The sequence below is a fragment of the Niastella caeni genome (assembly GCF_004834005.1).
GTDB lineage: Bacteria > Bacteroidota > Bacteroidia > Chitinophagales > Chitinophagaceae > Niastella > Niastella caeni.
Genome location: NZ_STFF01000010.1, coordinates 1 through 21569, shown reverse-complemented (window position 1 = coordinate 21569; position 21569 = coordinate 1). Strand labels below are relative to the sequence as shown.

Sequence of the window (21569 nt, the reverse complement as noted above, 5' to 3'; positions counted from 1 at the left end):
ATGACTACACTACTTGCTACAGCCGCCTGTAATCTTGACTCAGATATACTCAACGCCTGTTATCCGTTGTTCGCCGAAGAACGGGTACAGGCCATTGAGTGGTCGTTCGACGTCTTGTTCAATCGGAACGTCTTGCCACCCTGGTTTGAAGAATTATTACACGCCTATAGCCAGGCGAAAAGGCTCACCGGCCACGGCGTGTTCTTTTCGCTTTTTTCCGGTAAATGGTTGCCCGAACAGGCGCAATGGCTGGAAACATTGCGTGCCACCACAAAGCGATTTCCATTGGAACAGGTCACTGAACATTTTGGTTTCATGACCGGGAAAGATTTCCATGCAGGCGCGCCGCTCACCATCCCTTACTCGGCTACCACGTTGCGCATTGGCCGCGATCGCCTGCGCCGCATCCAGGATGCAGCGCAATGCCCGGTGGGGTTGGAAAATCTCGCCTTCGCCTATACGAGCGATGATGTGAAACGGCATGGCTATTTTTTACATGATTTGATTGAACCGGTAAATGGTTTCATCATCCTTGACCTGCATAATGTGTACTGCCAGTTGGAAAATTTCGGGATCGATGCGAATGAGTTACTGGCATTATATCCATTACATAAAGTGCGCGAGATCCATATCTCCGGTGGCAGTTGGGAACCGGTAGCGTGTGATCGGGACCGTCGCATTCGCAGAGACACACATGATGATGCGGTGCCTGCCGAAGTGTTCTCCTTATTGGAGATGGCTATTGATCGTTGTGCGGAGTGCAAATACGTGGTGCTTGAACAAGTGGGGAGCGGATTGAAAACGCCTGCCAGCCGGCAACAGTTCTATAATGATTTCCTGCAAATGGAAAAGGTCCTGCAGCAGAAGAATAAATCGCGCCATGGTAATAGTCAAAATAATTTCTTACCGCTACATGTATTAAATACCAACCCACCACCCGAAGATGAATTCCTGTTTCAACAACAGCGCGAACTGTCACGCATACTTGAATCAGACATTCCCTACAATGAAGCCGTGACAGTTTTGCGCCGTTCCTCCCTCGCCAACTCCGTCTGGAACATCGAGAACTGGAACCCTGCCATGCTGGAGACGGCCATGCAGATTGCGCGGAAGTGGAAGGGAGAGTAGGAAGAAGAAGATTTAGAGATTTAGGGATTTAGGGATTTCACTACCGGAAACGCTGAAATCCTCAGCCTCGCCCCGCCCATCGGCACTAAGGTAAGTGTTGTCAGTGCGCCACTCGCCGCTACCGGACTTTGCGGCAACACCGCACATAGGCCGTACTGATCGATCGTCCAGCCGGGAATTTGTTTACCAGTGGCAATAAGTTCTATCGGCGCAGTGGCATTGGTGAATGGATTGTCATCCTCCGGCCACGGCTTTTTCTTCACTGTAAATGATTTACTGAGCTGCTTCGGATCAACCTGCAATGCATAATTCCAGGGAGATGCGGCAAAGATCTCATACGATGGCCAGGCGGTTACATCGGCATTCTCCTGCCAGCGTGAATCATATATGGCGGTTTCTTTACTATCCCGCCGCTTGTACTCTTCTTTTATTTGTAAAGAGAATGTGAGCGGTCCGTAATTGATGCTTACACTGTTTTTGTTACGCGTCCATTGCCGCAGTTGCAACTGCATGGGCAGTTGCAGTTTTATTTTATCGCCGTTAGCCCAGGTGCGTGTTACAGGCACATACGTACCGGGTGTCGTTTTCGTCGCTATTGGTTTTCCGTTTACGGTTATCGTCGCTTTTGTACACCAGCCGGGAATGCGTAAATACAAAGGGAAATGCACTGCGCGTGGGGTTTTTACCGTGATGTCGATCGTTTCTTCAAACGGATAATGCGTTTCGCTGGATAATGTAACTTCCGTTCCATCGCCTACTTTGGCGGTTATGTCGCCGGCCGTATACAGTTGCGCCGCCAGTCCGTTATCGGGTGTAGCCATCCAACTGTTCGCTACATAATACGCCCAGCCCGCTGAATGATTGTGCTGACAACACCTGCTGCTGAACGGATTCATCATCAGGAACGGTCCTTCATTGGCAATACCCGGCGCATGGTTCCTGCTATCGCTCACCACCATATTGGGCGCGGTTAAATAGCGCAGACTCCGGTAATCGGGCATGAACGCCGCGGGAAACATGTTGAAAGCTACGTCTTCGCAATTATCGGCCCACATAGCATCACCGGTAAACAGCAACAACAAGTGATCGCTGGTCATTTGCTCTACCATACCACAGGTTTCCACCGCCTGCCGCGGATCATCATATCCCTTGCGCGCATTTTCGTCTGAGCCAAACAAACCGCCGGGCACTTGTCCATAGAGGTCGCGTATCAGTTTGAAATTATTATACGTGGCTTCCAGGTCGGCCGGATGGTGGCTTTGCATATAATATGTAGCCGGCTCGCGGTAACATTGCGCTACGTTTACGTTATGCCAGTTCGGTAAATTGTCTTTTTGTCGCCAATTGGCGGTATTACGGTCTATTTTCGTGGCGAAGTCCAGCAGCCAGGCTTCGCCGGTACGATTGTACAACCAATACACGCTGTACATATTATCTCCACCGCGACTGTTCTCCCAATAGTCTTCTAAAAACATACTATCCGGCAAAGCATTTTGCCATTTGAAATAATTGGTTAGAAAGCCCAGCACCCGCGCATCGTTCGAATATTCATAGTACGATTGCAAGCACCATAACATTGGCATGTTGGTCCACAGGTCGCGCTTGCCATTGCGCAATACGACCGGACCGAAATCGCCATCCGCCCGTTGGTTGTTGAGCACGGCATTGATCCACCAGTTCGATTCATGGATCATCGCCTGATCATTCAGCAAATACCCGATGTGCGCATAGCCTTTCAACCAATAGGGTAATTCTTCCCACCCCCATTTTCCTTTGCCATCTTTGGTAAGCCAGGCGTTGTCGGTCTTTGCCAGCCACGCGCTGATCTTGCCGAGGTTACCGGTAAGCCCATCGCGTTGCAGCTTAAGAAAATTAAGCAACCACCCTTTGGGTCTGAAAGCAGTGACGGGTAGTTTGATAAAAGGAGAAGGTTTTAATGGAGATTTGTTACCAATGTAGTAGCTGTTTGTTTGATTCCTTTTTAAATGGTCTTTCGTAGCAACAGCCATTTGTTGCGCCGTTACCGGCAGGAAGCTTATTATTAGTAAGGTTAGTAGTCGTATCTGTTTCATTAGCATTCTATGATTGCTTTTTGAGAGTTGTCAGTGGTGAGTAGAAACCTCGCGAAAATTTTAACATCACGCCAAGCCGGCCAGAAACTCACCACTCACAACTCACTATTCACCACTCACCTCTCACGGCGTTATCACCACCTCATTTGGTTCATACAACTTCCCATGCACCGAATGCAAACGCTCTACCGGCATCTTAATCACTTTACGATCATACGTCATCAATCCATTCGTCTCCACTTCCACATCGGTGGTTTGGGTATATACCGCAGCCGACAAACCGCTTTTGATAAGTCGCGGAATGCGGTTTACAAATTCTTCATACCGTTTCAATAACTCTTCATTACTCTTAAAGCTCTGGTATCCCCAGTTGTTCTTTTGCTGCCAGGTATGACCTTCCAGCGGTAAACCTAAACCGCCAAACTCGCCGAGCACCAGCACTTGTTTAGAACCGAACAACGCCGGGTCGGGCATGAGCGGATCGGGATAGTTATGCAGGTCCATGATATGCCCTACCGGTTCAAAATTGCCGCCGCTGGCGCTGTTCACCAGGCGCGAAGGGTCCTGCTGCTGCGTCACCTGCACAATGTCTTTTGTTTTGAATTGCCCCCATCCTTCATTGAATGGCACCCACACTATGATACTGGGGAAATGATACAGCTTTTGCATAATGGCGCGCCATTCGTTGCGGTAAATAGATTCAGATTCCGCCGTACGGTTTTTATCGCTGGCATGTCCATACACACCGGGCCGGGATTCCCACCGGTTGCCAAGATCGCCGCTGGGCATATCCTGCCATACCAACATACCTAACCGATCGCAATACGTGTACCAGCGCGCGGGTTCTACCTTTACATGCTTGCGGATCATATTAAAGCCCATGGCCTTTGTTTGTTCTATATCATATTTCAGCGCTTCATCGGTGGGCGCGGTGTACAAGCCATCAGGCCACCACCCCTGGTCGAGCGGACCATACTGAAATACAAATTCATTGTTCAGTAACATGCGTTGAATACCGTTGTTATCCATCCCTACCGAGATCTTGCGCATGGCAAAATAACTGCTCACCTCATCGGTCTTTTTATTCTTTTGCAACAGCGATACTTTCAGATCATACAGGAAAGGATGTTTGGGCGACCATAACTCAGCATTGGGAATGGAGAGCGCCACTTCCGCACCGGGTGCAACGGTTTGTTCGGCGATCTTTTCCGTACCCTTCCATGCTGAAACAACTACCTGGTCACCAGGCTGTGCATTTTCTACCTGTGCTGTTACCTGCACAACGCTTTTGTCGAGATCCGGCGTTTGTTTGAGATCGCTGATATAAGATTGCGGCACCGCTTCCAGCCACACCGTTTGCCAGATACCGGTCACCGGCGTATACCAGATACTGTTGGGTTTGTTCACCTGTTTGCCGCGGGGCTGCGGACCTTCATCACTTGGGTCCCACACGCGCACCGCCAATTGTTGGTTACCAGATTTGTTTAAAGCTGCAGTAATATCCATCGAGAACGGATCGTACCCGCCCTGGTGCATGCCCACTTTCTTTCCATTTACATATACATCGCACAACCAATCTACCGCACCGAAGTGCAGCAGCACGCGTTTATTTTTAAAGGTGGCCGGCATGGTAACACTGCGCTGGTACCACAGCGCATTGTCTTTCCCTACTGTTTTAGCAACACCACTGAGCGCGCTTTCAATGGCAAACGGCACGAGGATATTACCTTCATATGTTGTTGGAATGGTTTGCGTGGAAGCGGGTAACACGGCATACTGCCAAAGTCCGTTCAGGTTAAGCCAGGTATTGCGCACCAACTGAGGTCGCGGATATTCGGGTAATACCTGTTGGGGATCTACCTTTGCCGCAAAGCTGGTCATGATCTTGTCCCCGGCTGGTTTCCAGGAAGGCTGGGCAAAAGAATGCATTGCTACTACACTTGCAACATAAAACAAAAACGATCTCTTCATATACTAGATTTGTTTTTTTGAAATGAGAAATGAAGAATGTGAAATGAAGAATGAAGAATGAAAAATGAAAAAGTAAATACCCCTATTATTGTGCATTCACTTTTTCATTCTTCATTTCTCTGTTTTTAATTTTTCATTTCCCTGTGTATTTACTTTCTCATTCTTCATTTCTCTGTTTTTAATTTTTCATTTCCTAAAGGGATATTTAGTTACGGGAGAAAACATCCTATCCTCTATTCCAGCTATCTTCAACCCAACCCGTGCATATAAATAAGTCTGGTTAAGATTGGGAACGGTTACATTTAAATGTACGTTATTTAGATCGGCGATGTCTTTACCGTTTAACGTTTTCACCGCCACATTATCGGCGCCTGATACAAACTGGGTTTTATTGATGTACAGGCTCACGCTTTCAATGTCTTTGGCCGAGGCATCGGTGATGATCTTTTCTATTTTGAACACGCCTGATACGGTAGCCCCGGAGGCAGTCACCTGCGGATTACGGATCATATAATACGGCGTTACTTCTATATCGAGTTCCTGGCTTCCGTTCATGGTAATGACCGTAGTATCCGGTGCGCCCTGCGGTGTTTGTTTCCATTTGAATGGTCCCTGTCCGTTAGGGATGATGAATTTATACTCGCCGTTAAACAACAGCATTGAATACGAACCATCGGGTGCAAATACGGCGGAGATAGGTCCCGTTTTTCCAAATCCATACTGATACAGCTCAAACCTCACCTGGTCATACTCCAGTTCAATGGCCTCGCCTTTGTATACGACATGACCGTGAAGATGAGCATTCGGAGAGTCATAGTTATCTTTTTTACAAGAGATAGTTGTGATAACGACCACTATCAATATTATACGATCTATTGTCATAAGCATTTATTTTGTGAATTATGAATGTGAGCCGTAAGCCTTAAGCTTTAAGCTATAAGCAAATACAATTTTAAGCTTACAACTTTCTGCCTTTCTGCTTACAGCTTATAGCTTGCAGCTTGCAGCCTTTCTGCTTTCTGCTTACAGCTTACAGCTTATAGCTTGCAGCCTTTCTGCTTTCTGCTTACAGCTTATAGCTTATAGCTGCCTACTACTGATTCGGTTGCCTAACAATCTTCGGATTATTAGCCCGTATATTATCATCAATGAAAGAATAATAATTCCCCAGGCGGAAGCGGTTGGCGCCGGTGACCAGCGCCGGTAATACGATCCTGAACACCCACTTGCCATTGTTAACGCTGGCGGCATCATGCAACCGGTACGGCCATAAGCCATAAGGCTGCGTATTGCGCTTGGTAGCGGAACCGATATTACCGAGCAGATCGGCCACCGTCATTTTGTTTCCATCCCACACGATGTGCGCCAGTCGCCACCGCTTCATATCAAATAAGATGTGGCCTTCAAAGGCAAGCTCTACCCGGCGTTCATGTACAATGCGATCAAAAGAAATGTCCGCGGCCGTTAGGGGAATGGTTAACCCGGCGCGGGCACGAACGGGGTTCATGTACCCGGCTGCTGCGTCGGCTTGCCCTAATTCAAAAGCCGCTTCGGCGGCGTTCAACAATACTTCGGCATAGCGGTACCTGATGAAGGGCACTTCACTATTGGTACCGCGCGAGCCGGCGCCCGGGGTGGGATCAACATACTTGCGTAAATAAAATCCCGACTGCGCCGTGAACTCTTTGGAGCTGACAGGTCCGTCAAAACCAACAACCTGTACGGGCGCCGTTTGTCCGGGCAATGTCTTTTGCGCGCCGCGATCATCCCCGGTAATGATGTTGCCATCTGCCAACTGGTAACCGGCCCAAATGTCTACCGGCCGGCCCTTAAAGGAAGAACCAGGCAGTATAACTGTTCCATGCAACCGGGCATCACGCCCGGCAAAAATTTCCGACAGGTTGTTATAGAATATAGGATTGCCCGCCGCATCCGTTATGGGAACAGGCGCATAGGTATTATCTAATTTCTCGAACGACTCCACCAGGTTCAGCGAAGGATTGATACGACCGCCCTCCTCTTCTTCGGCGCCATAGCGCGGTTGGGTAGATACGGTGAAACCCTGCACGCGACCACTCTTCAGTTTAAAATCTTCTACCCAAATGCTTTCGGGATTATTGCCTTTATCTAGAAAGATGGAAGCAAAGTTCTCCGCCAGTTCGGGCTTCTTATTGTATAAAGCATATGAGCCGGCGCTGCCACTGATGAGCTCCTTCGCGGCATTCAGTGCTTTTGTATAATAACCGGTTGCCATGGATGCGGGTATGCTTACTTCCAACCCTGGCAGGGTTACTTGTGGTGTGGTGGCGCCATACTTTGCAATAGAACCGGCGTACAAGGCCGCTCTTGTTATCATTGCCAGCGCCGCGCCTTTGGTTACCCGGCTCTTTTCATTGGGATTCTCCGGCAAATTATTCTTCACCGCTTCTGCTTCGCTGATCACAAAATCATAGATCTCGTGTTCTTTGGCGCGGGGATGTTGCAGGTACGTGGGATCGCCGCTGAAGTCGTACAACAACGACTCCGTGATCAACGGCACACCACCCATGCGTTTTACCATTTCAAAATAATAGCTGGCGCGCAGGAAGCGGGCTTCTGCAAGAAAGCGTGTTTTATCTGCATCCGACAATGCCTTAGCTACTGTAGCGCGTTCTATAAATAAATTCAGATCACGGATGTAACCATAGTCCCAGGTATTCCAGGCATCGAAGCCCCACTCATTGCGTTGCACAATGTGGGCGCTGCCATTCTCGGAAGGGAAGCTTTCGCTAAAATCCGCAAATGACGCCCAGCCATTGTCGAGGCCGGAAAAGTCGAGCTGGCGGTTATACAAGTCTGCGAGGATCGATAGCACCTGTGCCGGATCGGAAAATGCCTGCTCATTGGTGAGGATCGACGTAGGTTGTACATTCAGAAAATCGCTGTCTTTGGTGCAACCGGCTGTATACAACAGCGCGATGGCGAATAGGATGGGTAATATCTTTTTCATGGTATGTATTAAAATCCGGTGCGGTTAAAAAGAAAGGTTTACACCAACGTTCAAAAATTTGTTCTGCGGAAATTGCAGTCCATTCTCGTCATTGATCTCTGGATCGATATTGTATTCTTTTACATTATCGATGGAGAACAGGTTGTAGGCGTTCACATAGAAGCGCGCTCTTTCCATCTTCACTTTGCTGATGAGCTTTCTTGGTAGCGAATAACCCAACTCCAGCGTGCGCGCCCGCAGGTATTTGATATTATGCGCCCAGAAAGTAGACGTGCGATTGTAATTGCTGTGTCCGCCCTGGTTGAACCGCAACGCCGGATACTTGCCGGGGATCCACCCGCTCTTGGGATCGAAGGGATTTTCGCGACGCCAGCGATCGAGGAAGATGGTGTTCAGGTTGCCATCATTTTGAAATGGCCATTTGGTTTCGTAATTCTGGAACCAGGTATAACCGGCCGCACCGGAGAAGTCGGCCCGGAAATCGAAGTTCTCATACGCCAGCGCAATGCTGATGCCGTAGTTGATATTGGGCTGCGTGCCGGCGCCATAGCCGATCGGCCGTTCGTCGTAGCCGTCGATCTTTAAGTCGCCGTTGACGTCTTTGTAAATAAGATCACCGGGCAACAAAGTACGGTTTCCCTGCCCGTCGATATTCACCGGGTAATTATCGATCTGCTCCTGTGAAGTAAACTGACCGGTCACGTCATACCCCCAATTGATCTTCGTGAACCGGTTCTCGCCTGAATAACGATACTGGTCCCACGAATTAAAGAACACGGGATTGTAGGAAGAAATAAATTTTGAACGGGAATACGACAGGTTGCCGCTGATCATGAACTTCAGTTTCCTGAATGTGCCGTTATACGCTATCGATCCTTCTTCGCCAAACTGCGCATCGCTGTTGATGTTCTCATCGGGCAGGCCATAACCAATTTCATTGGGCACTAACACATTCGATTTACGGCCGCGCAGTCCCGTCCGCTTGCGATAGAAGTAATCGAAGGTACCGGTGATCTTTCCATTCAGTAAACTGAAATCAAAACCAAGATCGGTGATCTTGCTTTTCAACCAGGAAATATTGGTGATGGGCACGCCCCGGTCTCTCGATCCCACAATAGCCACACCACTTAAGATGGCTATACCCTGGTTGTAGTTGTAGCCTTCCACATAAGAGAACGCCGGCAAACCGAGTTGCGTGCCATCATCACCCAATACACCATACGAACCGCGAATTTTAAGATCTGTCAATGGATTGTTTCCGCCCAACCATTTTTGCATGAACGGTTCTTCCGTAATGCGCCAACCGGCAAACACCGATGGAAAATACCCCACGCGCCTGCCCGGTGCAAACAAATACGACGCATCGCGGCGGGCAGATACTTCCAGGAAATATTTGTTGTTATAGCTATACGTGAGCCGGCCGATATACCCGATACGCGCTTCGCGATCGTCGCTGTCCTGGTACGTATCGGCCGTATTGAAATAAATAAGCGTAAGCGCATTGGTGCTTGGCACAGAATGGATCCAGTTGCGCAAGCGTTGGTTCCTGATGCGTTCATTCACCACCAGCGCGCCTACGGAGTGCAGTCCGAACGTACGACTGTAGTTGAGTTTTAATTGCTGTGTAATGTTGATCACTTTAGTTTGCTCGCGTTCGCGCCAGGGATTGGTGCTGCCACCGGTTGCTTTATACGTTTGATCGGTGGGATTATAGGTATACGTGTTGTAGGTGTACTCGTGGTTATTAAGGATATAGTCGGCTAAATAATACGAGTACACGCCGCTGATGGTTAAGCCCTCTACATACGGCACCTGGTACTCTGCATTGAAATTGGTTTGCAGCACACGCCAGTCGTTGCGGTACTTACCGGCATTCTTATTGTTCAGGTAAGCCCAGTTGGTTTCGTTGTGTTTGATATCATTGAGGTACGCGGGGTTGTCATTGGCATATGGCCGCTCTAATGGCGTATTGCGCAGGACGGCAAAGCGCGCCAGCCAGTAGTCATCAAACCCCGGTACGCCAGGATTGTCGCGACTCTCGATACGCCCGTTGATGTTCACGCCCACTTTCAACCGGTCCCGGATCTTCGCGCTTACATTCGATTGGATATTGGTGCGGTTGAATTTAAACTCGCGGCCCAGTACGGAGTTCTGATACAGGTGCGTGCCCGATAAATAATAATTGATCTTATCTGATCCGCCGGTGACATTCACGTTCATCGAATGCTGCGGCGCGTTCTTTTGAATAATAAAATCCTTCCAGTCAAAACTCTGGTAGCCGGGTTCGGTGCCCGCTTTGTATTTCTCCAGTTCTTCCGGTGTAATGGTGGTGCTGCCGTACCGGTTGATCTCGGCTTCGGCGCGATAGCGCATATAATCGTAACTGTTGTTAAGTACCTTGGTAAAGCGCGACCAGTTCTGGTACCCGGTATACGCATCTACATTTACTGCATTGCGCGTAGCCAGTTTGCCGCGCCTGGTGGTTACGACAATAACGCCATTCGCGGCCCGTACCCCATATACCGCCGCCGAGGCGTCTTTCAAAACAGTAATGCTTTCAATATCATTTGGCGCCAGGTTGTTGAACTGCCCCGCATCCTGCTGGATGCCGTCAATTACAAACAAGGCATCGCCCATGTTGCGCACCTGTATATTGGCGCTGGCGCCCGGTCGTCCATCGGGCATGCGGAACGATACGCCCGATAATTTACCTGCCAGGCTGGTGCTAACGGTAGCGCCACCGTGCACCATGCCAATATCACGATCGGTGACCACGGCAATTGCGCCAATTAAAGATGTTTTTTTTTGCGTGCCATACCCGATCACAACCACTTCGCCAAGGTCGTGCCGTAGCTTTTGTAAAGAAATATTTAAATAAGACTGGTTGTTCAGCGGTATTTCCTGGTTCGCAAAGCCAACGGAAGAAATGACGAGCACGGCCTGGTCATTCGATACTTTGATGTTGAACGCGCCATCGTTGTTGGTGGTAGTCGCATTCTTCGTACCCTTTTCCAAAATGGTGGCATTGGCAACAGGTACGCCGGCGCTGTCTTTTACGAGACCCGACACCACCATGCCAGCTTTTGGCTGCGCCGCTGCCTGCACGAATAAAATGCAATAAAAAAACTTGAATAAAAGAAGTTTACGCAGTAATTTTTTGGTTAATGGCTTCATGGCAATCAATGTTAGTTTAGGATGGCTTCAAAGGGTGAATCCCTTTGTTGTGAATCGTGCCATGAAATAAATTCTTCTTGCGCACTCCATTTATTCCCTGCGTTTCAGAATTTGTTCAATTTGTTACATTTTGTTTTTTCGTGAACCATTCTTGCTTAAATTACTTCGGATAACCGTGACACGGATAATATAAAACCGGATGAACTGCTCATTACGCCATTTACGCCTTTTACGATGCCTGCTATTTTTGGTTCTACCATTGTACGTTAGTATGGCCAGTGGTCAGTCGTACTATTTTAAACATTACCAGGTAGAGAATGGCTTGTCGAACAATACGGTGTATTGCAGCATCCAGGATAACAAAGGCTTTTTATGGTTTGGCACCAAGGAAGGGTTGAACCGGTTTGATGGTTACCGGTTTAAATTATTTAAATCGGCTAACGAGAACAATCGCCCGCTGAAAAATGATTTTATCTACTGCCTGTTTGCTGATCCCGGCGGTCGTTTATGGGTAGGAACGCAGGATGGGCTCTATCAATTTGATTATGCTAAGGAACGGTTGGTTCGTTTTATTGATTCACTACCGGAGATCAACGACATTCAAATGGACCAAAAAGGACAACTGTGGTTCCGCTCCATCAATACCGTTTGTAGATACAATTTTAGTACACGCCGGTTGACGACATTTCCGCCAGATAGCACCATTCATGCCACGGCGCTTTGTATGAGCGGAACAGGAGACATGTGGTTTGGCACCATGGATGGTTATGTGAAACGGTTTGATACGGTTACGCAAACCTTCAAAGGGCAGGATGTCTTTTCGCATTCACCACACCTGCCTACCTGCTTTATAAAAAAGATCTACCCTGCAGGAAAAGACGCGATCTTTATCGGCACTACCTGCCAGGGCATTAAGTTGTATAATATCTCTACAAATACCTACACCGACCTGATTATCTACAGCGCCGATAAAACAACGATCTACGTGCGGGATATTTTACAATACACCGACAATGAATACTGGTTTGCCACCGAGTCGGGCATCTTTATTTATAATACCATTACGCGGCAATTCACGAACCTGAAGAAGAAATTCTCAGATCCATATTCTTTAGCGGATAATGCGGTCTATACGCTTTGTAAAGACCGGGAAGGCGGCCTTTGGGCCGGTACGTATTTCGGCGGCGTGAATTATTATCCCAAACCTTACACGCCATTCACGAAGTATTATCCCGATCGCACTACCCAAACCATCAGCGGCAGTGCCGTTCGTGAAATGAGCGAGGACGCCGATGGCCATTTGTGGATCGGTACGGAAGACGCCGGGCTTAATAAGTTGAATATACGTACGGGCGCCTTTACGCATTTTAAACCAACGGGTACGCCCACAGGCATTGCTTACCACAATATTCATGGCCTGCTGATCCTGGGCAATGAAGTATGGATCGGCACGCTCGATCATGGACTCGACATCCTGGACCGGCAAACCGGGAAAGTAATTAAACATTATGGCAGCGACATCCGCGACAATACGTTCCGGAATGATTTTATTGTGACCCTGCTGCAAAGCAGTCGCGGCGAAATTTATGCGGGCAGCGGTGGTGGCTTGTATCGCTATCGAAAAGCAACCGCTGATTTTGAGTGGTTACACGAAACGCCCGCCGGGGCATTTATCAGTTGCCTCGCAGAAGATCATGCAGGCATTATCTGGACAGGAACGCATGGTAAAGGACTGTTATATTATGATCCGCTGACCCGGCATTGGGGCCGGTTTCGGAACAATCTGCAAGACACCAATAACTTATCCATCAACGATATCAATGCGGTTTGTGAAGACAGCCGGGAAAACTTATGGATCGCCACTGAAGGTGGTGGCTTGTGTAAGGTGGATGCAAGCCGGCAAAAGTTTACGCGCTATACCATGCAAAACGGTCTGCCCAGTAATTTTGTGTTCAAGGTGGTAGAAGATAATAACCGGCGGCTGTGGATCACTACATCGAAAGGTTTGGTAAAATTAGATCCCGCTACGCAGCAAATGGTCCTGTACACCACCGCCAACGGTTTGCTGTACGATCAGTTCAATTACAACAGTGGTTACAAGGATGCTACAGGCAAATTGTATTTCGGCACCATCAAGGGTATGATCGCTTTCCGGCCTGAAGATTTTGAGTCCAGCCATTATCTTCCACCGGTATATATTACCGGCTTCCAGGTGCACAACAAAGAACTGTTGATACAAAAGGAGCATTCGACCTTACAGCAATCCATTTTATACACCAATGAAATTACATTGCCATATGATGAATCATCTTTCAGCATAGATTTCGCGGCATTGAGTTATACCAGTCCGGAAATAACCGAATACAAATACACGATGGAAGGGTTGGATAAGAACTGGACCTATTTGCCGACGAACCGTAAAGTGTATTTTACCAACCTGGCGCCGGGACAATATACATTCCGGTTAACCGCAGCTACCAATGGCCGTTGGAGCCAGGAGAAACAATTGCTGATCACCATTACCCCACCCTTCTGGAATACCTGGTGGGCCTGGCTGGTGTATGCGGCGGTGGTAATGGCTATCGTGTATTCATTGACCCAGGCTTATCTCAAGCGATCGCAGGTTAAAAAAGAGAAAGAAATTTACGAAGCCAAGTTTGAGTTCTTCACCAATGTAGCCCACGAAATAAGAACGCCGCTTACGTTGATAAAGGGACCGGTAGAGAACCTGATAGAAAAGATCAATGAACTACCCGACATTGCCGCTGATGTGAACACGATGGAAAGAAATACGAACCGGTTGATGACGCTGATCACGCAGATCCTTGATTTCCGGCAAACAGAAGCGAAAGGGTTTAGCCTGGATTTTACCAAGGTAAACATCACCGACCTGTTGCAAGACGTGTATACCAGTTTTCAACCGCTGGCTAAAAAGCGGAACCTGCAGTATAACCTGGTGTTACCAGAAACGCCGGTTATTGCGCTCGTAGATGAAGACGCTTTAAACAAGATACTCAGCAACCTGATAAGCAATGCAGTGAAATATGCCGATCAACAGGTAACGGCGCAATTATTTCCCGTGCAGAAAGAGGATACGACATTTACGATAGCCATCACCAACGATGGCGCGCTCATACCCACTGCCATGCGGGAGCGCATCTTTGAACCGTTCTACCGCATTAAAGAAAATACCAAACAAAAAGGAACAGGCATCGGTTTAACCCTGGCCCGTTCGCTGACGCAGTTACACCAGGGCAGTCTGTTTGTAAAAGACAGCCCTGTTGCCATGAATACGTTCGTGCTTTGTTTACCATTACAACCAACAGCCAAAAAGAAATAACTACCATGACCACGTTACCAAAAATATTATTAGTAGACGATGAAGAAGAAATACTTGATTTCCTGGAAAGGATCCTGCAACCGAAATACACCGTGCTGAAAACGCAGCATGGAAAGGAAGCCTTACAGGCATTGGAGTTGAATGCCGTGCAGTTGATCATCAGCGATGTGATGATGCCGGACATGGACGGGTTTGAATTATGCAGGATCATTAAATCGAATGTAGAGCATTCGCATATCCCCATCATTATGTTAACGGCGAAGAACACCATCCAGGCAAAAGTGCAGGGACTGGAGCTGGGCGCCGATGCCTATATTGAAAAGCCTTTTTCGAAAGAACATTTGCAGGCGCAGATTGCCAGCCTGCTTGCCAACCGCAATACGCTGCGGGAATATTTTGCCAGTTCACCACTCGTGCACATCAATAGTATGGCACACACGCGATCGGATGAACATTTCTTAGCCTCTCTGCACAATACCATTATGGAGCACATAGAAGAAGTGGAGCTGGATGTGGAGCAACTGGCGCGGCATATGAATATGAGCCGGGTTACACTGTACAGAAAAATAAAAGCGATCAGCGACCTTACGCCCATCGAACTGATAAACATTACGCGATTAAAAAAAGCCGCCGGGCTGCTGGCCGCCGGCGATTACAAAATGTATGAGATTGCCGCCATGACCGGCTTTAGTTCGCAAAGCAATTTCGCCCGTAATTTTCATAAGCAGTTTGGGGTAACGCCAACGGATTATGCCGTTCAAAAGCATAAAGAGTTGTAATAAAAGAAAGGCCCGGCACTATTACGCGCCAGGCCTTTATCTTTCATACACCTATAACCTAGTGTGTGCACTCGTGAAAGCTATCGCCACCGGGATAGCTGAAAGAGTTGACGAGCCGCCAGCGTGCTTTGTACATGCCGAAGCTGGTGTTCTTGAAAACGGTAGCGCCATTGAGATCGGTGATCACATCGGTACGCCAGCTTTCACCACCTTTGCCATTGGCCGCATCTATAATAGTAGTATAACCACTGGGGCCACTGCTGATGGATTTTACTTTAGTGATATTAGCGCCTGCTGAATTTTTAATGAGTGTAAACGTACCGGTAGATACATTGAATTTATAAACATGGTTGCTGTTCGATAACCAGAGCTCAGTGGTACTGCCATGCACCGGGAACAGGTCATGCGCATTGCCCTGCGGCATGGTATACGTCTTTTTCAAAGTGAGGGCCGGACTACCGCAACTATTGTTATAGCTGAATGCTTTCAATTTATCTTTACCGGCTGCCCATAACAGTTTATTGGTTTTATCCCATACCACGTTGTGCACATCTTCGAAGGAGACCTTGCCGCCTTGTTTACTGTCATCATTGATATGTGAATCAACGGTGAAGATCAACAGGTAACCGCCGGTTGTAGATGCCGTAACCACATTACCATTGGGCAACACTTCTGCAGAGTGGGTATTGCCACCGGCATAATCGTACCAGATGGCTTTTTTAGTAGATACATTGATGATGGCCACACCACCGCCTGATGCAGTGGCCAGTATATATTTGCCACTGTAAATGGGTTTGGCTTCGCTGATGTTGCTGAACCAGCCCTGCGCACCTGAACGTATAGCAGCATAAGATGCGGTGGGTTTCCATTCCCAGGTTATTTTATTACTGTTGGCAACATCAACCATTACGATCCGGCCATTCTTCTGATCGCAGATGATCATTTCTTTGGCTGTAGCTTCCTCAACGGCAAGCGCTTCTGTAGTGAGTAATCCGGTACCATCATCGGTAGCAGGTGTCTGTGACATTTCCCGGGTGCATCCTAATGCAAAGAACAGGGAAAGGAACAGTGATACGGAAATGCTTTTTCTCATGAATAATAGTTTAGTCATAATAAGGTGTTATGCACTGCATACTATTTAAAATGCGCTTACCCATAGCGAAATTTCATGCCAAAGATTTGCACATAAGGGATGTTGTTACGGCTGGATTTGTTACGCAGTAGTAAATAATTTAATAATAGTAAAAGCCACACAGTGTGGTTTAAAAACGTGGCATGCAGAAATTGGCAATACAGGTTTGTGAAAAGCTAGTAGCTAGTGGCAAGTAGCTAGCAGGGCTTAAATCTGCTTACTACCTGGTATTTGCTAATTCACTATATTTCGCTTAAAACCACATAACAGCATCATGCAATCAGCCATCCGTTTGAAATATATTATTTTATTACTGCTGCCTGTTACCTCCTTTGCACAACAACATTGTATCCCCGTGGATCTGCAATGCGAATATTTAAAAGGTCCATTAGGTATCGATGTGGCGCATCCCCGGTTATCGTGGAAGCTGCAGGATACCCGCAACGGTGCTAAACAAACCGCCTGGCAACTCATCGTTGGCGCCGACTCATTGGCCGTTAGTAAAGGCACAGGTAACAGCTGGCAAACCGGACAGGTAGCATCTGCGGCGCAATTGACAACTTACCAGGGTGAACCTCTGCAACCGTTCACGCGGTATTATTATACGGTACAGGTGTGGGACCACAATAACCAGCCATCACCACTGGCAACGGTCAATAGTTTTGAGACCGGCATGATGAATCCGCCAGGGGGCGCACATGGCTGGCAAGGCGCTTGGATCAGCGACAGTCGCGACATTGCCATTAAACAAGCGCCCTATTTCAGAAAGACGTTTACCATTAGTAAGAAGATACGATCGGCCCGCGCTTACATTGCAGTGGCCGGATTATATGAATTATATTTTAATGGAAAGAAGATCGGCGATCACCGCCTCGACCCTATGTACACCCGGTTCGACCGCCGTACGTTGTATGTAACGCACGATATCACCAGCCAATTGCAAAACGGTAAAAACGCCATTGGCGTATTGTTGGGCAATGGGTGGTACAATCATCAGTCAACCGCCGTATGGTATTTTCATGAAGCACCCTGGCGCAACCGGCCAACGTTTTGTATGGATGTGCGCATAACGTACGAGGACGGCAGTGTGGAAACGATCACCAGTGGTAAAGACTGGAAAACAGCATTAAGCCCGGTCATCTTCAACAGCATTTATACCGGCGAACATTATGATGCGCGACTGGAACAACCGGGTTGGAGTGAACCCGGCTTTGATGATAAAAAATGGAAAGAAGTGATCTACCGGTCTGCGCCTTCTACCAATATAGTGGCACAGGTAATGCAACCGGTGCGTGCCGTTGAAACCATCCCTGCACAATCAATACGTGTATTTAATGATACGTGTTATGTATTTGACCTGGGCCGGAATATTGCCGGAGTAAGTAACATTACCGTAAAAGCACCAGCGGGTACGGTGCTGCGATTAAAGCATGGCGAGCGCTTACGGCCTGATGGACATGTTGACTTGTCGAACATCGATGTGCACTACCGGCCGGTAGGAACAGCCGATCCATTTGGTACAGATATTTTTATTACCAGTGGTAAAGAGAATGAAAGCTTTGAGCCCCGCTTTAATTACAAAGGGTTTCAATATGTAGAAGTAACCTCCAGCGCACCGGTGACATTAACCAAAGAAAGTTTGACAGGCTATTTTATGCACAGCGATGTACCGCCGGTTGGACAATTCACTACTTCTAACCCTACTATTAATAAGATCTGGCGCGCGACGAATAATTCGTATCTGTCGAACCTGTATGGATATCCTACCGATTGTCCGCAACGGGAAAAGAATGGCTGGACGGGCGACGCGCATATAGCCGTGGAGACGGGCCTGTACAGTTTTGACGGAATTACCGTGTATGAAAAATGGCTGGCCGATCACCAGGATGAACAACAGGCCAACGGCGTGTTGCCGGCTATTATTCCCACCAGTGGCTGGGGTTATGAATGGGCCAATGGTCCCGACTGGACCAGCACCATTGCCATTATTCCCTGGAACATTTATTTGTTCTATGGTGATACCACGTTGTTATCCCGTTGTTATGAAAACATTAAACGCTATGTTGATCACATCGACCAGCTCTACCCCACCGGCTTAACTACGTGGGGACTGGGCGACTGGGTGCCGGTGAAATCAAAATCACCGGTTGAGCTTACGTCTTCCATTTACTATTTTACAGATGCCAGGATATTAGCGAAAGCAGCGGGTATGTTTGGCCGAAAGGCAGATGCTGAAAAATATGCAGCATTAGCAACAAAGATCAGGAACGCGATCAACAACAAATACCTGAATGCAGCAACAGGCATTTATGGCAATGGCGTACAAACCGAATTAAGTTTTCCTTTATGCTGGGGCGTGGTACCGGATACGTTGGTATCGAAAGTAGCGGCCAACCTGGCGAAGCGCGTACAGGCCGACAGCAATCACCTGGACGTAGGCTTATTGGGCACCAAATCGATCCTGAATGCATTGAGTGAAAATGGTTATGCGGAATTGGCGTATACATTAGCGGCGCGTGAAACCTATCCTTCCTGGGGCTGGTGGATCGTAAATGGCGCCACTACACTGTATGAGAACTGGAAGATAGATGCCGCAAATGATATTTCAATGAACCATATTATGTTTGGCGAAATTGGCGCCTGGTTGTACAAAGCATTGGGCGGTATTAAACCGGATGCCGGCAGTGCCGGTTTTAAACACATTTTATTACAACCGTATTTTATAAAAAGTTTGAACCAGGTGGAAGTTACGCATGAATCGCCCTATGGCACAATTGTGTCGTCGTGGAAAAGAAGCGGCAGAAAAATAGTTTATACCGTTGTAGTACCCCCTAATTCTACCGCTACGCTTACATTGGGTAATAAAGTGCATGAACTGGTATCGGGGAGATATTCATTTGATGTAAGTAGAAGCAGATAGCTAGTGGCTAGTGGCGAGTAGGGGCTGGCGCCAGGTCATAAAGGCAACGAGGCATAAAAGCAAAGCCGAAAGCAAAATATAATCGCTTTCGGCTTTTATCTGCCGCACTCCGCTTTCCGCTTTAGGCCTTCAGCCTTAAGCTTTCAGCTTGTATTCGCGTGCAGCGTGCAGCTTGCAGCTGTATTCCATTAGCACATTAGCATATTATCACATTAGCTTATTCATTTTATACGCTTTCCACAAAAACTCTCCAAACAACGTATTCGCCCAGGCGAACCAGGAACGGCTGAATTTCTTTGGATCATCTTTATGAAAAGACTCATGCATGAAACCTGTTCCGGCATGGGTTTTCTGCAATGATTGAATACAGCTTTTGATCTCTGCATCGCTGGTGCTGGTAAGCCCGCGCATAATGATGCCCATGGGCCAGATCATATCCTGCCCAACGTGCGGGCCGCCAATGCCTTCACCGGCCGCGCCTTTAAAGAAGAAAGGATTCTCCTTCGACAATACAAAGCGGCGCGTATTCAGATACACCGGATCAGTGGCTTTTACCGAACCGAGGTACGGCATGCCGAGCAGACTGGGCACATTGGCATCATCCATGAGGTTATAACTGCCAAAGCCGTTCACTTCATAGGCATATATTTTTCCAAACGTTGGGTGATTGACCGTAGCGTATTGCTGCAGGGCTTTCTCCACTTCACTGGCCAGTGCATTTAATTGCGCGGCGGTGGTGGTATCTTTTACAATTGCCGTAAACATTTCAGCCGCCTGCCGCAAACTTATTACTGCAAAGAAGTTGGATGGAATAAGGAATGAATATACGGTGGCATCATCACTTGGCCGGAATGCCGAGCAGATGAGGCCAACCGGTTTTACCGGGTACCCATAGCCGTTCATTGGCAAGGTATCGGTAGCCTTCGGGGTGGTGCGTTCAAATTTATATGCTCCATTCCCGTTCTTGCGTTGCTGATCGCGAAAGACGGTATGAATAGACTTGATTGCCTGTTGCCATTGTGCATCGAACGGCGTGGTGTCGCCGCTCAACTTCCAGTAGCGGTATGCCAGGCGGATAGGATAGCACAGCGAATCGATCTCCCACTTGCGTTCATGCACACCGGGTTTCATGTCGGTATGGTCTTTCTCCCATTCGCTCTTTTTCTCGGGATCATTATAAAACGCATTGGCATAGGGATCTTTTAAGATAAAGGCCGTTTGCTTGTTGATAACGCCGGCAACCAGTTGTTGCAGCGGTTTATCCTGCAACATAAACGCGAGGTAAGGCCACACCTGGGCGCTGCTGTCGCGCAACCACATGGCGTCGATATCACCGGTGATCACGTAGGTGTCGGGCCGGCCATGCTGTGTGGTGTGAAATACGGTGGTGTCGAGTGTATTGGGGAAACAGTTTTCAAATAACCAGGCTAATTCGGGTTGTTTCACATTGGCCTGAAATTCTTTGATCGCTTTTTCTACGGCTTCGCTGGTGAAGTTCCGTTTATCGGCCGGGGTGCGTACCACGGGGAATTGTTCAAATTGATCTTCTGCTGAGAAGCCGCGCAGGTTACCAAGCAGTAAACCGGCGCCGGCTAAAGTAGTGTTTTGAATAAAGCTCCTTCTTTTCATATGAGCATATGTTTGGAAGTAAAGCTATGTATTTAGCAAGTAATTGAATACTGAATATCGAATGTTCAATGAAGAATTGTACGCTGCAGGCTTCAGGCTTCAGGCTGCAGGCTTCAAGCTTCAAGCTGCAAGCTACAAGCTTCAAGCTGCAAGCAATACAGAAGGCAAAAAGGCAACAAGGCAACGAGTAAAGCAGCGTGAGCTACACGCTGCAAGCTACAAGCTTCAAGCTGCAAGCAATACTGAAGGCAAAAAGACAACAAGGCAACGAGTAAGCGTTGCCGCGCCGGCTTGCAGCTTACGGCTTACGGCTTACGGCTTATAGCTTATGGCTTGCAGCTTCCCCTGTATTCCTAAAAACAAAAAAGCCTCTCAACACAAGTTGAAAGGCTTTTTCAATAAATATGGCAGCTACCTACTCTCCCGCATTGTTGT

At 47.9% G+C, this 21569-nt stretch carries 12 protein-coding genes; 5 read left to right on the top strand and 7 right to left on the bottom strand.

Features of this window, described 5'->3' with window-relative positions:
* Positions 1–1128, top strand: coding sequence for a multinuclear nonheme iron-dependent oxidase (locus FAM09_RS25995; RefSeq protein ID WP_136580099.1), 1128 nt, complete (start codon positions 1–3; stop codon positions 1126–1128).
* 20 nt (positions 1129–1148) lie between these two features.
* Here the strand turns inward: FAM09_RS25995 and FAM09_RS25990 are convergent, their stop codons facing one another.
* The 5 genes from FAM09_RS25990 to FAM09_RS25970 all read right to left on the bottom strand — a co-directional run bounded on the left by FAM09_RS25990 (position 1149) and on the right by FAM09_RS25970 (position 11334).
* A complete protein-coding gene (locus FAM09_RS25990) occupies positions 1149–3200 on the bottom strand; it encodes a beta-L-arabinofuranosidase domain-containing protein (RefSeq protein ID WP_136580098.1) in 2052 nt (683 codons plus the stop codon).
* A 123-nt stretch (positions 3201–3323) separates the two neighbouring features.
* Positions 3324–5171: a glycoside hydrolase family 2 protein gene (locus tag FAM09_RS25985; RefSeq protein WP_136580097.1), complete on the bottom strand. Its 1848-nt coding sequence runs from the start codon at positions 5169–5171 to the stop codon at positions 3324–3326.
* Positions 5172–5357: 186 nt separating this feature from the next.
* Entirely contained in the window at positions 5358–6053 is a 696-nt protein-coding gene (locus tag FAM09_RS25980; RefSeq protein WP_208025661.1) for a DUF3823 domain-containing protein, read from the bottom strand.
* Positions 6054–6264: 211 nt separating this feature from the next.
* Entirely contained in the window at positions 6265–8160 is a 1896-nt protein-coding gene (locus FAM09_RS25975; RefSeq protein WP_136580095.1) for a RagB/SusD family nutrient uptake outer membrane protein, read from the bottom strand.
* A 24-nt stretch (positions 8161–8184) separates the two neighbouring features.
* The gene (locus FAM09_RS25970; RefSeq protein WP_136580094.1) at positions 8185–11334 is read right to left on the bottom strand and encodes a SusC/RagA family TonB-linked outer membrane protein; all 3150 of its coding nucleotides are present in this window, start codon (positions 11332–11334) and stop codon (positions 8185–8187) included.
* 199 nt (positions 11335–11533) lie between these two features.
* On the opposite strand from FAM09_RS25970, the gene FAM09_RS25965 reads away from it, so the two are divergent.
* Both FAM09_RS25965 and FAM09_RS25960 read left to right on the top strand, forming a co-directional pair.
* Entirely contained in the window at positions 11534–14674 is a 3141-nt protein-coding gene (locus FAM09_RS25965) for a ligand-binding sensor domain-containing protein (RefSeq protein WP_136580093.1), read from the top strand.
* A 5-nt stretch (positions 14675–14679) separates the two neighbouring features.
* The gene (locus tag FAM09_RS25960; protein WP_136580092.1) at positions 14680–15453 is read left to right on the top strand and encodes a response regulator transcription factor; all 774 of its coding nucleotides are present in this window, start codon (positions 14680–14682) and stop codon (positions 15451–15453) included.
* A 58-nt stretch (positions 15454–15511) separates the two neighbouring features.
* Here the strand turns inward: FAM09_RS25960 and FAM09_RS25955 are convergent, their stop codons facing one another.
* Positions 15512–16546, bottom strand: coding sequence for a DUF6528 family protein (locus FAM09_RS25955; protein WP_136580091.1), 1035 nt, complete (start codon positions 16544–16546; stop codon positions 15512–15514).
* 313 nt (positions 16547–16859) lie between these two features.
* Between FAM09_RS25955 and FAM09_RS25950 the strand changes: the two genes are divergently transcribed.
* A complete protein-coding gene (locus FAM09_RS25950; RefSeq protein WP_136580090.1) occupies positions 16860–19505 on the top strand; it encodes an alpha-L-rhamnosidase in 2646 nt (881 codons plus the stop codon).
* Between the two features lie 207 nt (positions 19506–19712).
* Here FAM09_RS25950 and FAM09_RS25945 read toward each other — a convergent pair whose 3' ends face one another.
* Positions 19713–21134, bottom strand: coding sequence for a glycoside hydrolase family 125 protein (locus tag FAM09_RS25945; RefSeq protein WP_136580089.1), 1422 nt, complete (start codon positions 21132–21134; stop codon positions 19713–19715).
* Between the two features lie 61 nt (positions 21135–21195).
* Here FAM09_RS25945 and FAM09_RS25940 point away from each other — a divergent pair, with 61 nt between their 5' ends.
* Complete coding sequence (locus FAM09_RS25940; protein WP_136580088.1) at positions 21196–21459, top strand: hypothetical protein; 264 nt, start codon at positions 21196–21198, stop codon at positions 21457–21459.
* Positions 21460–21569 lie beyond the last annotated feature (110 nt).

Excerpts from the sequence above, each read along its gene's own strand:
- FAM09_RS25950 (WP_136580090.1), top strand. The coding sequence starts at position 16,860 with ATGCAATCAGCCATCCGTTTGAAATATATTATTTTATTACTGCTGCCT.
- FAM09_RS25990 (WP_136580098.1), bottom strand. The coding sequence starts at position 3,200 with ATGAAACAGATACGACTACTAACCTTACTAATAATAAGCTTCCTGCCG.
- FAM09_RS25970 (WP_136580094.1), bottom strand. The coding sequence starts at position 11,334 with ATGAAGCCATTAACCAAAAAATTACTGCGTAAACTTCTTTTATTCAAG.
- FAM09_RS25995 (WP_136580099.1), top strand. The coding sequence starts at position 1 with ATGACTACACTACTTGCTACAGCCGCCTGTAATCTTGACTCAGATATA.
- FAM09_RS25965 (WP_136580093.1), top strand. The coding sequence starts at position 11,534 with ATGAACTGCTCATTACGCCATTTACGCCTTTTACGATGCCTGCTATTT.
- FAM09_RS25980 (WP_208025661.1), bottom strand. The coding sequence starts at position 6,053 with ATGACAATAGATCGTATAATATTGATAGTGGTCGTTATCACAACTATC.
- FAM09_RS25940 (WP_136580088.1), top strand. The coding sequence starts at position 21,196 with ATGTTCAATGAAGAATTGTACGCTGCAGGCTTCAGGCTTCAGGCTGCA.
- FAM09_RS25960 (WP_136580092.1), top strand. The coding sequence starts at position 14,680 with ATGACCACGTTACCAAAAATATTATTAGTAGACGATGAAGAAGAAATA.
- FAM09_RS25975 (WP_136580095.1), bottom strand. The coding sequence starts at position 8,160 with ATGAAAAAGATATTACCCATCCTATTCGCCATCGCGCTGTTGTATACA.
- FAM09_RS25955 (WP_136580091.1), bottom strand. The coding sequence starts at position 16,546 with ATGAGAAAAAGCATTTCCGTATCACTGTTCCTTTCCCTGTTCTTTGCA.
- FAM09_RS25985 (WP_136580097.1), bottom strand. The coding sequence starts at position 5,171 with ATGAAGAGATCGTTTTTGTTTTATGTTGCAAGTGTAGTAGCAATGCAT.
- FAM09_RS25945 (WP_136580089.1), bottom strand. The coding sequence starts at position 21,134 with ATGAAAAGAAGGAGCTTTATTCAAAACACTACTTTAGCCGGCGCCGGT.